Below are 12,403 nucleotides of genomic sequence, written 5' to 3'. Positions count from 1 at the left end.
TGGTTGTTCTGCCAGAATCACGATGGGGTAAGAATTTCCGGAGTAGATTTCCAAAGTCGTATCCCATCGCTGATCCGCTGACCTATTCTGTAGCGGCCTTCAGGGCCGCCGCGAAGACATCGCGGGCAGACGTCGCGCCGGGGACGTGCTCCGTACCCTCGACGCCGAGGTCCATCCAGCCTGAGTTGACGGCTTCATACATCGCTTCGGCCGGTCCCGTCTGGCCCTTCGGAACGCCGAGCTGCTCGAACGCTGCCGGCCACCCGGCCCGCGGTACAGCAAAAGCGTTGACGTCGACCTTCAAGACTTCACCCAATTGTGTCGCTACTTCATCCGCACTGACCATCGAACCGAGCTCGATGGCGCGATGCCCCGACCATGCCGGCCCGGTCAGAAGCGCTGCGACTTCGGCGCCGATGTCGTTGGTCGCGACCATGGTCGATTTCCGATCGGTCGGGTTGTAGTAGACGGGGAGCGTGCCACCTTGGGCAACATGCAAGCCGTAGAGGAAGTTTTCGAAAAATCCGCCGGCGCGCACATAAGCGATCGGCAATGTCAGGCCGCGAAATCCTTGCTCCAGAAGCGACAGCGCCGTGATCATCCCCAGCCCGCTGGTTCTGTTCGCCCCCATCGACGAAAGCGCAACCACTCGCGGCGGCGACGCCCTGGTGAGCGCCTCGACATAGTTTGCAATCACGCCTCTGGCTTCTTTGAAATCAGGCGAGGGCGCCCAGACAGCCGGCAACATGACGAACGCGCCTTCGACGCCTTTGAGCGCGTGCTCGATGGCTACCGAATCATTCCAATCGCCGTCTACCAGTTCCACGCCCTGGTTCGCCCAGTGAGCCGCCTTCTCGCGATTGCGGACCAGCGCGCGTACTTTCTTGCCGTGCGCCAACAGATGTTCTGCCGTTGCGCCGCCTACTTTTCCCGTGATTCCCATTACTAAAAACATATGCATTCTCCGGATATTGAGGGACAGAGGACTGCCCCGGTTGGCTTAACGAATGAGCGGCAGAATGGCTCGGATACGGGAGTTGCGCGCGTAAAGGCCGCCCCATGTCAACGCGCCCAGAACCAGCGAAATGATTTCTGGCGGCGATCCCAACTCACCAATGCGGATATGGGCGCAGATGGCACCTCCCAAATAGCCCGTCACCAGGATCGCGCCAAGGACGGCGGTAGCCGGGATGGCGTAAAGGATGGCGCAGGCAAGGACGATCGGACCCACGACGCGGGTAACGTCCATCGCGAACCCGGTTTCCTGCAACATGCTCGCGATCTGTGCTGGCACAAAAAGCTGAATAATCCCGTCTGCCACCAGAGCGATAACGACAAACGCGCTCATTACCCGGCCGGCCCACAGGGCGCGATGCAAGGTCATAGTTTCAGTCACTTGTTGTTCTCCGATGTGGGTCTCAATTTCGAAGCTTATTGTGTTTCTCATATATGATAAACGCCGATAAAGTGAACTAACTGTTCTCTTTGAAGTGAACAATACCGAGGCGCGAAAATGCAGAATCTCGAACCCCTCCTCATATTCGTAACGGTCGCGGAAATGGGGAGCTTCACCCGCGCGGCCGACAGCTTGGGCATCCAGAAGGGGAGGGTCTCAACAGCGGTCCGGAAGCTGGAAGAAGATGTCGGTGTCAGACTCCTGCACCGGACGACGCGGAGCGTGCAGTTGACAGAGGACGGACGTGCGTTTCATGCGCGCGCCCGCGATCTGCTTGCTGAAGTCGATGACCTGCACTCGATGTTCGCAGGCGAGCACGTGGCACTTCGCGGGCGTCTAAGGGTGGATCTTCCGTCCGAAGTGGCGCGCACCACGATCGTGCCGGCCTTGCCGGAGTTCATGGCGACTCACCCCGAGTTGGAGCTGGAGGTGTCGAGTACGGATCGGCAAGTCGATCTGGTTCAAGAGGGATTCGACTGTGTATTGCGGCTTGGACCGATACGGGACGAGACGCTGATTGCCCGCCCACTGGGCCAGCTGCGCATGGTCAACGCTGCCAGTCCCGCCTATCTGGCGCGCCATGGTGTCCCTCGATCGCTAGAGGATCTCCAGCGTCAGGGACATCGGGCAATTCATTTTTCGACGATGCTCGGTTCAAGACCTTATGGATGGGAATATCCGAACGGCGACAGCTACGCGACGCTTCAGTTGCCGGGTACGCTACACGTCAACAACGCGCAGATCTACGAAGCCTCTGCGCTCGCCGGCCTCGGCCTGATTCAGGCGCCACTCCTGGGGATTGGCCGATACTTAGAAAGTGGGACGCTTGTGGAGGTTATTCCCGACTCTCGTCGCCGGGCGCTCGCCGTGTCCCTCGTCGTAGCACATCGGAGTAATCTGTCGCGCCGAGTCCGCGCATTCATGAAATGGATCGAAGTTGTGCTGACGCCGTATCTGGAATGAGGGGTGGCGGATAAACGTTGATCGAGAGTGCCCTGGAATTGACGGCTCCGAAGCTGCCACTCGTCGGGGGCTGCAGTGGGTCGATCAGAGCCGGTCGTCTTAGGGCCCCGGTTCGGCCAGGAGCGGCTCGTCGACACAGCGGTGTGGGTCGTTGACAATCACGAACTCAGCTCTTCGCGATAGGGTCGCGCACATGACGAACTTCGAATGGAAATACAAGTCTGCCTGGGAAATGGCGGCGGCGCTGGCGGCCAGGGAGATTTCGGCCTGCGAACTTGCGGAAGCTGCCATTGCCCGAATTGAAAGCCTTGACGCGAAGCTGAATGCGGTCTGTGTACGCGACTTCGATCGAGCGCGTGATGCAGCGCGCGCCGCCGATGACGCATTGGCGACGGGCGAGCGGCGGCCCCTCCTGGGCATTCCGCTGCTCGTCAAGGAATCCTTCAATGTCGCGGGCCTGCCGACGACGTGGGGCTTTCCGCAGCACAAGGATTTCGTTCCAACGGAGGACGCCCTGCCGGTGGCGCGTGTAAAGGCCGCGGGCGGCGTGGTCCTCGGCAAGACGAACGTTCCGTTCGGCCTTGGGGACTGGCAGAGCTACAACGACATCTACGGCACGACCAACAATCCCTACGACCTGACCCGCTCGCCGGGCGGGTCATCGGGCGGGTCGGCCGCTGCGCTTGCCGCGGGCTACGTGCCGCTCGCGCTCGGCTCCGATCTCGGCGGATCGCTGCGCATGCCGGCACATTTCTGCGGCGTCTATGCCCATAAGCCTACGCTCGGGGTCGTGCCGGCACGCGGACATATCCCGCCGCCTTACGCGCCCCTGCCCGATACGGTCGATCTCGCGGTTATCGGGCCGATGGCGCGTTGCGCCGCGGACCTTGCGCTCCTTTTCGACGTCATGGCCGGCCCGGACGAGATCGATACGGGGATCGCTTACAGGCTCGACCTGCCGGCTCCGCGGCACGAGCGGCTGAGCGACTTTCGCGTGTTGGTCCTCGACTCGCATCCGCTCCTGCCGACCGACAGCGCCGTGCGGCTCGCGATTGGGTCGCTTGCCGAACGCCTTGGGGGAGCCGGCGCTCGGGTCGCCAAGGAAAGCGAACTGCTTCCCGATCTCGGAGATAGCGCGCTGCTCTACATGCGCATGCTGATGTCCCTTCTGGCCTTGAACTGGCCCGCGGACGTCTATGCCAATCTTCAGAAGCAGGCGGCGGCGCTGCCCACAGAGGCCTGCGGCCTGGACGCCGAACGGGTTCGTGGGGTGGTGCTGAGCCACCGCGACTGGATCGTAGCGAACAACGCCCGTTGCCAACTGCGTGCGCAATGGCGTGGGTTTTTCAAAGCGTTCGACGCACTGATCTGTCCCGTCTCGCCCGTGACTGCGTTCCCGCACGATCATTCGAATAGGGAAACACGGCGGATATTGATCGACGGTGAGCCCCATCCCTACGGTAACCAACTCATATGGCCAGGCGTCGCCACGCTTCCGGGCCTGCCGGCGACGTCCATCCCCATCGGTATGTCAGCGGAGGGCCTTCCAATCGGCGTTCAGATCGTCGGACCGGCATTCGAAGATCGGACGCCGCTCAAGCTAGCCCAATTGATAGAGGCTGAATTCGGCGGCTTCGTTCCGCCGGCAGACTTTTGACCCGCAATTTGCGAAGTAACAGCGAGATCGCACCATGACTACTGCAAGCACGAACCTTCAGCATCAACACGTCGTCCTGCTGGGTGGCACGTCGGGAATCGGCCTTGCCACGGCCCATGCCGCGCTCGCGGCCGGCGCCTCGGTGACGGTAGTTTCATCGCGCAGTCAGCGTGTCACGGAGGCCGTCGCCGGGCTCGGCGACCGGGCCAAGGGATACACGGTCGATCTGAGTAATGAATCCGCTGTGCGCGAGCTGTTCGAACAACTCGGACCTTTTGACCATCTGGTCTACAGCGCGGGAGATTCGCTGCAAACCGGGGCGCTCGCCGACATGGATCTCGATACGGTCCGTCGGATTTTCGATGTGCGAGTCTTCGGCGCCATTGCCGCCGTCAAACATGCGGCGCCGCATCTGCGTCCTGGCGGCTCCGTGGTGTTGACCAGCGGTGTCGCCAGCTTGCGGCCACAAAAGGGTTGGGTGGCGCTTGCCGGTGTCTGCAGCGCGATGGAAGGCTTGACTCGGGCGCTCGCCGTGGAGTTGGCGCCCATTCGCGTCAACCTGGTGAGTCCCGGTTTAGTGCGCACTCCGCTGTGGGCCACCCTGTCCGAATCTGAACGCGAGGCACTTTACGCGGCACGTGGGGCGGCTCTGCCCGTAGGGTATGTCGGCGAGGCTGAGGACCTCGCGCAAACCTACCTCTATTTGATGACCAATCGCTATGCCACGGGACAAACCGTCGTCGTGGATGGCGGTGGCGTGCTGGTCTGACAGGATTGCCGGCCGCCGGCACACCGCACGTTGAGGCTATGGTGTTATCACGGTCATCCTGAACGGGCCGCCGTTCGCCGCAGCATGCGCGACCGCCTCGTTCGCGTCATCGAGCGCAAACGTCGTCACGTCGAAATGCCCCAGGTCCAGCAGCCCACTGCGGATGAGACCCGTCATCAACGTCACCGCTTCCTTCGGATACATCCACTTGCCGCGCAGCGTGATGTCGTTGCGCATGATCCACGGATACGGCAGCTCGAGTCCCGGACCGCCCAGCATGCCGACTCCGCCCATCAGCACCACGCGCCCATATGAGCGGACCGCCATCACTGCGGCACGCACCGTGGTCGCGGGCACCGACGGCGGCATCAGATCCACGACGCAATCGATAGGTCCCGGTGCCGCCCGCTGCATGCGTTCGCGATCCGTGGCTTCGTCGCCGGTCAGTGCAACGGTGCGCACACGTTCGCCGAAGCGTCGCTTGAGATCCGCGAGCGCCTTTGCGTTGCGGCCCGGCGCGACCACGCACCGCGCGCCCATTGCAAGCGCCACCGCGACGCATGCGCTGCCGAAGTTGCCGGTCGCGCCGCTCACGAGCAGGATCTCGCCCGCCCGCAGATCGGACGCGAGTAACCCGCCATACGGTACGAGTAGCGTGTTGAGCGCGCACCAGCGAGCGGCGTCGGCCGGCTCGATGTCGCCGATGCGAACCGCGTTCTCAGTCGGCACCCGTAACCGCTCCGCAAACGGCCCATCGTGAAAATAGCGCCGCAGCAGCTTGCCACCCTCGCCGCGTGAGCTCCAGCCTTGCAGCACGATGTCGGGCATCAGCGCATCGTCGCGCGAGCGCACGGTCGGATCGCAGAATACCCAGTCGCCCGGCTGCAGCTGCGTCGCGTCCGGACCGGTCGTCCTGACGCGGCCGATGGCGCCGCAGCCGGGCACGATCGGCAATTCGATCGGATAGCGACGCTCGCCGCTGAACACCTCTTGCGCATAAGACAAGACCGGCGTCGCGACGACATCCACGATGACCTCGCCGGTGCCAGCTGAAGGATCCGACATTGATTCGATCGCGAGCGGAATGCCGAGCGTCTTCAGAATCGCAGCTTTCATGGTTTTTCCGTTGAGTGTGGGGGGACGGGACGATTCTGGCAGGCTTAGAATGAGCAACAAGGACCGGCACACTCCCAGGATTGCGCGATACCACCCTGCACGAAATAAAACCGATGACCGCCACGACTCGAACCCAGTTCGGCGACTTTCTGCGCTCCCGGCGCAAGAAACTGACACCGGATGCCGCAGGCCTGAACGGCGGGCGGCGGCGCCGTACGCCCGGCCTGCGGCGCGAAGAGGTCGCGGAACTGGCGGGCATCGGCGTCGACTGGTACGTGCGGCTGGAACAGGGGCGCGTTGGCAGCCCTTCAGAGTCGACGCTTGATGCGCTTGCGCAGGCATTGCGGCTCGACAAGGCCGAAGCAGCCCATCTGCGCGCGCTCGCGCGGCGCGACGAACCACGCGCGTTCGTGCGGGAGAGCGTGCCACCCACCATCGAGCGGCTCGTCGCGAGTCTCGACCTGCCAGCTTATGTGACCGGCCGGCGCTGGGACCTCCTCGCGTGGAATGCGGCCGCGGCGGACCTGCTCGGCTTCCATCGCCTCGCCGAGGCGGACCGCAACATCCTGATCTACATGTTCATCGAGCCCGAAGCGCGGCAGCTCTTCGCTGCAAGCTGGTCCGACGAGGCGCAGCGCATGATCGCGCTGTTTCGCGCGAGCCACGATCTTCATGCGGGCGACCCTGCGTTCGTCGCACTGGTGGAGCGACTGTGCGCAAACAGCGGCGAGTTCGCGAAGTGGTGGAGCACACACGACGTGCGCAGCGGCGTGTCGGGGCAAAAAGTGCTCGTGCATGCGCAGCGCGGCACGCAGCGCTACGAGTACGCGACGTTTCAGGCGAACGACGATCCCGCGCTAAAACTCGCGATCTATACGCCGGTTAGCGCCGACGCCGACGCCAGCAGCGAGTAAGCTCGCGAGCGCCCCCGTCAAAGGGGGCTTCAAACTGGGCATCTGGTTGCAATGATGCCGCGTTGGCACCGCTAACTCATTCCCCCGGCACCCTCACCCACCCTTCCATCAACACCCGCGCACTCCGGCTCATGATTGCCTTGGTGACTGTCCACTCGCCGCCTTCCTCCTGCGCCTCCGCGCCGACGCGCAACGTCCCCGACGGATGCCCAAATCGCACTGCATCCCGCGCGCCACCACCCGCGGCCAGGTTCACCAACGTTCCCGAAATCGCCGCCGCCGTACCAATCGCAACAGCGGCCGTCCCCATCATCGCGTGATGCAGCTTACCCATCGACATCGCCCGCACCAGCAGATCGACGTCACCCGCCGCAACCCGCTTGCCGCTCGACGCAACATAATCGGCAGGCTTGGCGACGAACGCAACCTTCGGCGTATGCTGCCGCGTCGCGATCTCATCGATATGTTTGATGAGCCCCATACGCACCGCCCCATGTGCGCGAATGGTCTCGAACATCGCCAGCGCCTTGTCGTCGCTATTGATGGCGTCCTGTAGTTCGGTGCCCTTGTAGCCGATCGCTTCCGCATCCACGAAAATGGTCGGAATACCGGCATTGATCATCGTCGCCTTCAGCGTACCGACACCCGGCACCTCGAGGTCATCGACCAGATTCCCCGTGGGGAACATCGCGCCGCCGGCACCCTCTTCTTCGGCAGCCGGGTCCATGAATTCAAGCTGAACCTCGGCAGCCGGAAACGTCACACCGTCGAGTTCAAAGTCACCGGTTTCCTGCACTGCGCCATCGGTCATCGGCACATGCCCAATGATCGTCTTGCCGATATTCGCCTGCCAGATGCGCACAATCGCCACACCGTTGTGCGGAATCCGGCTTGCGTCGACGAGACCTGCGCTAATCGCAAACGGGCCTACCGCAGCTGAGAGATTCCCGCAGTTGCCGCTCCAGTCGACAAACGCCTTATCGATAGAAACCTGCCCGAACAGGTAATCCACATCGTGATCCGGCTTGCTGCTCTTCGCGATGATGACGGTCTTGCTCGTGCTCGACGTCGCGCCGCCCATACCGTCGATCTGCTTGCTATACGGGTCCGGGCTGCCGATCACACGCATCAGCAGCGCGTCGCGCGCGGCACCCGGCACCTGGGCGGCCTCCGGCAAATCCTGCAACCGAAAGAACACGCCTTTGCTGGTACCGCCGCGCATGTACGTCGCCGGAATCTTGATCTGAGGTTTGTGGGCCATAAAAGTAGTGTCCTGATGAGGGTGGGCTTAAAAAGCTTTAAGCCGCCGCCTTCGTCGATTCAAGAAAGTCCTGCGCAAAGCGTTGCAACACGCCGCCGGCTTCGTAGATGGACACCTCTTCCGCGGTGTCCAATCGGCACGTCACCGGCACGTCTACACGCTCACCGCTCTTGCGATGAATCACGAGCGTCAGGTCGGCGCGCGGCTTGCGTTCACCGATCACGTCGAAGGTTTCGGTACCGTCGATAGCGAGCGTAAGACGATTCACGCCGGGTTTGAATTCCAGCGGCAACACGCCCATGCCCACCAGATTCGTGCGGTGAATCCGCTCGAACCCTTCAGCAACGATCGCTTCCGCGCCGGCAAGTCGCACGCCTTTCGCCGCCCAGTCACGCGACGAACCCTGACCGTAGTCGGCCCCGGCGATCACGATCAGCGGTTGCTTGCGCGCCATGTAGGTTTCAATCGCTTCCCACATGCGCGTGACCTTACCCTCAGGCTCGATGCGCGCCAACGAACCCGCCTTCACCTGACCGTCTTCCAGCACCATCTCGTTCTTCAGAGTCGGATTCGCGAAGGTGGCACGCTGCGCCGTCAGGTGATCGCCGCGATGCGTTGCGTACGAATTGAAGTCCTCTTCCGGCAAGCCCATTTTGGCGAGGTACTCACCCGACGCACTGTTCGCCATAATCGCATTCGATGGCGACAGATGGTCGGTGGTGATGTTGTCGCCCAGCACAGCCAACGGGCGCATGCCCTTCAACGTGCGCTCCCCGGCCAGCGCCCCTTCCCAATACGGCGGACGGCGGATATACGTGCTCATCGGACGCCAGTCGTAAAGCGGATCGGCCTTCTCACCCGTATCGACGGACACCGCGAACATCGGCTCATACACTTTGCGGAACTGCTCCGGCTTCACGCTCGAAGCAACGATCGCGTCGATCTCCTCATCCGATGGCCAGATGTCCTTCAGCTTGATCTCGTTGCCGTCAGCGTCGACGCCAAGCACATCCTTCTCGATGTCGAAGCGAATCGTGCCCGCAATCGCGTAGGCCACCACCAGCGGCGGCGAAGCCAGGAAAGCCTGCTTCGCATACGGATGGATACGGCCGTCGAAGTTACGGTTGCCGGACAGCACAGCCGTCGCATACAGATCGCGATCGACGATTTCCTTCTGGATCACCGGATCCAGCGCACCCGACATGCCGTTGCACGACGTGCACGCATACGCGACCACGCCGAAACCCAGTTGCTCCAGTTCCGGCATAAGACCGGCCTCTTCCAGATACAGCGTGACCGCCTTCGACCCCGGCGCGAGCGAAGTCTTCGCCCACGGCTTGCGGGTCAATCCGCGTTGATTCGCGTTACGCGCCAGCAAACCGGCGGCGATCATATTGCGCGGGTTGTTGGTGTTCGTGCAGCTCGTGATCGCAGCAATGATCACCGCGCCGTCCGGCATCAGGCCCGGCTCGTTCTCCACCTTGCCGCTGATACCGCGCGCGGCCAGTTCGGAAACCGGCAAGCGGCGATGCGGGTTCGACGGACCCGCCAGGGTACGCACCACGGTAGACAGATCGAACGTCAGCACCCGCTCGTACTCGGCGTGCTTCAGCGTATCGCCCCACAGGCCGGTTTCTTTCGCGTAGGTCTCGACCAGCTTGACGAGTTCGTCGTCGCGGCCGGTGAGCTTGAGGTACTTGATGGTCTGCTCGTCGATGTAGAACATCGCCGCCGTCGCGCCGAATTCAGGCGCCATGTTGGCAATGGTCGCGCGATCGCCGAGCGTCAGGTTAGCGGTGCCCTCTCCGTAGAACTCGAGGTACGCGCCGACTACTTTTTCTTTGCGCAGGAATTCGGTCAGCGAGAGCACGACGTCGGTCGCCGTAATGCCTTCAGCCGGCTTGCCCGTGAGCTCCACACCGATGATGTCCGGCAGCCGCATATAAGACGCGCGGCCCAGCATCACGCTTTCCGCTTCGAGACCGCCCACGCCGATCGCGATCACGCCGAGCGCATCCACCATCGGCGTATGCGAATCGGTGCCGACCAGCGTATCGGGGAAGGCCACGCCGTCTTTCACCTGCACCACCGGGCTCATGCGTTCGAGGTTGATCTGATGCAGGATGCCGTTGCCCGGCGGAATCACGTCAACATTCTTGAACGCGCGCTTGGTCCAGTTGATGAAGTCGAAGCGGTCTTCGTTGCGGCGATCTTCGATTGCGCGGTTCTTCGCGAACGCGTCCGGATCGAAACCGCCACACTCGACGGCAAGCGAGTGATCCACCACCAACTGCGTCGGCACGACCGGATTGACCATCGCGGGATCGCCGCCTTGAGCCGCGATCGCATCGCGCAGACCGGCCAGGTCGACTAAAGCGGTCTGACCGAGAATGTCATGGCACACCACGCGCGCGGGGAACCAGGGGAAATCCAGTTCGCGCTTGCGTTCGATGATCTGCTTGAGCGATGCAGTCAGCGTGACCGGATCGCAGCGGCGCACGAGGTTTTCGGCCAGCACGCGCGAGGTGTACGGCAGCGTGTCATAGGCGCCGGGCTGAATCGCGTCGATAGCGGCACGCGTGTCGAAGAAATCCAGCTGGGTGCCGGGAAGGCGTTTGCGGTTGGCAGTATTCATGGCGTAGGGGACAAAACAATTATGATTCGGGGACGATGGCGGCAGCCGTGCTTCACATTCCACTGCCCCTCTTTCAAGCGGCGCAACCCTTGCGTGTTAATCGAACAGTCTGTGTAGTTTAGCTTGCGGTGGCGCGCAGGCTTGCAGTGTGTTTCGTTGATGCGCCGCACAAAGTCCCGCGATAAGCGCTGCAAAAAAACAGCCTTGGCTCGGGGTTCCAGCGAGCCAAGGCCCAAACTTCATTACGCCGCGCTCATGAGACGCAATGGAGGAGAAACGCTTGCGGCTTTGCGCTTATTTGCGCTCACTCAAACGCGTTTGGCGAGCGGCACGAACGGCAGATCATCCGGACCGGTGTAATTCGCACTCGGACGAATGATCTTGTTGTCGATCCGCTGCTCGATAATGTGCGCGCTCCAGCCAGCCGTGCGGGCGATCACGAACAGCGGCGTGAACATCGCTGTCGGCACGCCCATCATGTGATACGAAACCGCGCTGAACCAGTCGAGATTCGGGAACATCTTCTTCGCATCTGCCATCACTGTTTCCAGACGCTCGGCGATATTGAAGAGCTTGGTGTTGCCCGCATCCTTCGACAACTTCTTCGCGATTTCCTTGATGACCTTGTTACGCGGGTCGGAGATCGTGTACACCGGGTGACCGAAACCGATCACCACTTCCTTGTTTTCAACGCGCTTGCGGATATCGGCTTCGGCCTCATCGGGCGTCTGATAGCGCGACTGGATCTCGAATGCGACTTCGTTCGCGCCACCGTGCTTCGGGCCGCGCAGCGCACCGATCGCACCGGTAATCGCCGAATAGATATCCGAGCCCGTGCCGGCGATCACGCGGCCGGTGAATGTCGACGCGTTGAATTCATGCTCGGCATACAGGTTCAGCGACACATGCATTGCGTCGACCCATGCCTTCGACGGCTCCACGCCATGCAGCAGGTGCAGGAAGTGGCCGCCGATCGAATCGTCATCGGTTTCGACTTCGATGCGCTTGCCGTTGTGCGAGTAGTGATACCAGTACAGCAGCATCGAACCGAGCGAGGCCATCAGCTTGTCGGCGATGTCGCGTGCGCCCGGCAGGTTGTGGTCGTCTTTCTCCGGCAGTACGGTGCCGAGCACCGAGACGCCCGTGCGCATCACGTCCATCGGGTGCGCGGCGGCCGGAATCCACTCCAGCGCGGCCTTGACGTTCGCGGGCAGGCCGCGCAGCGCCTTGAGCTTCGTCTTGTAGGCGATCAGTTCGGCCTGCGTCGGCAGCTTTTCGTGGACCAGCAGATACGCGATTTCTTCGAATTCGCATGCACCGGCGATGTCGAGAATGTCGTAGCCGCGGTAATGCAGATCGTTGCCGGTCTTGCCGACCGTGCACAGCGCGGTGTTGCCGGCCGTCACGCCGGACAGGGCCACCGATTTCTTCGGTTTGAAGGTGCCTGCGTTCGGCGTGCTGTTATCGGCTTCACTCATGATTTCGTCTCCAACTGCGGGGGTTGCGTTCGTGCGGCAATCAGCGCCGAGCTTGTCTTTCAGGGTGTCAATGCGGTGACCGGTGAAAACGGAGGCTAATAAGGCAAAGAATGGGCCAGGCGCAACACGAGCCGCTAAGTGCCTGATTTAACAA

General features: G+C 62.2%; 10 protein-coding genes. 4 read left to right on the top strand and 6 right to left on the bottom strand.

The genetic code is table 11. From position 1 onward, the window contains the following. Positions 1-82: 82 nt before the first annotated feature. On the bottom strand, positions 83-955 hold the full coding sequence (locus PQQ52_RS03930; RefSeq protein WP_408207046.1) for an NmrA family NAD(P)-binding protein: 873 nt from the start codon (positions 953-955) through the stop codon (positions 83-85). 45 nt (positions 956-1,000) lie between these two features. Next, a complete protein-coding gene (locus tag PQQ52_RS03925; protein WP_408207044.1) occupies positions 1,001-1,396 on the bottom strand; it encodes a DoxX family protein in 396 nt (131 codons plus the stop codon). A gap of 117 nt (positions 1,397-1,513) precedes the next feature. Between PQQ52_RS03925 and PQQ52_RS03920 the strand changes: the two genes are divergently transcribed. The 3 genes from PQQ52_RS03920 to PQQ52_RS03910 all read left to right on the top strand — a co-directional run bounded on the left by PQQ52_RS03920 (position 1,514) and on the right by PQQ52_RS03910 (position 4,845). Further along, a complete protein-coding gene (locus PQQ52_RS03920; protein WP_408207042.1) occupies positions 1,514-2,419 on the top strand; it encodes a LysR family transcriptional regulator in 906 nt (301 codons plus the stop codon). 193 nt (positions 2,420-2,612) lie between these two features. Then, a complete protein-coding gene (locus tag PQQ52_RS03915) occupies positions 2,613-4,076 on the top strand; it encodes an amidase (protein ID WP_408207040.1) in 1,464 nt (487 codons plus the stop codon). Positions 4,077-4,110: 34 nt separating this feature from the next. Continuing rightward, on the top strand, positions 4,111-4,845 hold the full coding sequence (locus tag PQQ52_RS03910; protein ID WP_408207038.1) for an SDR family oxidoreductase: 735 nt from the start codon (positions 4,111-4,113) through the stop codon (positions 4,843-4,845). Positions 4,846-4,881: 36 nt separating this feature from the next. On the opposite strand, the gene PQQ52_RS03905 is transcribed toward PQQ52_RS03910, so the two are convergent. Continuing rightward, positions 4,882-5,961 (bottom strand): alcohol dehydrogenase catalytic domain-containing protein, encoded by a 1,080-nt coding sequence (locus PQQ52_RS03905; protein WP_408207036.1) that lies wholly within the window; start codon positions 5,959-5,961, stop codon positions 4,882-4,884. Between the two features lie 113 nt (positions 5,962-6,074). On the opposite strand from PQQ52_RS03905, the gene PQQ52_RS03900 reads away from it, so the two are divergent. Further along, entirely contained in the window at positions 6,075-6,875 is an 801-nt protein-coding gene (locus PQQ52_RS03900; RefSeq protein ID WP_408207034.1) for a helix-turn-helix transcriptional regulator, read from the top strand. A gap of 76 nt (positions 6,876-6,951) precedes the next feature. On the opposite strand, the gene prpF is transcribed toward PQQ52_RS03900, so the two are convergent. From prpF to prpC, 3 genes are all read right to left on the bottom strand, one after another. After that, positions 6,952-8,136, bottom strand: coding sequence for a 2-methylaconitate cis-trans isomerase PrpF (gene prpF / locus PQQ52_RS03895; protein WP_408207032.1), 1,185 nt, complete (start codon positions 8,134-8,136; stop codon positions 6,952-6,954). 37 nt (positions 8,137-8,173) lie between these two features. Continuing rightward, the gene (gene acnD, locus PQQ52_RS03890) at positions 8,174-10,771 is read right to left on the bottom strand and encodes a Fe/S-dependent 2-methylisocitrate dehydratase AcnD (protein ID WP_408207030.1); all 2,598 of its coding nucleotides are present in this window, start codon (positions 10,769-10,771) and stop codon (positions 8,174-8,176) included. Between the two features lie 308 nt (positions 10,772-11,079). Continuing rightward, complete coding sequence (gene prpC / locus PQQ52_RS03885) at positions 11,080-12,249, bottom strand: bifunctional 2-methylcitrate synthase/citrate synthase (RefSeq protein WP_408207028.1); 1,170 nt, start codon at positions 12,247-12,249, stop codon at positions 11,080-11,082. Between the last annotated feature and the right edge of the window lie 154 nt (positions 12,250-12,403).

The organism is Paraburkholderia sediminicola (assembly GCF_046030555.1).
GTDB classification, from domain to species: Bacteria; Pseudomonadota; Gammaproteobacteria; order Burkholderiales; family Burkholderiaceae; genus Paraburkholderia; species Paraburkholderia sediminicola_E.
This window is presented reverse-complemented; position numbering and strand designations above follow the sequence as displayed.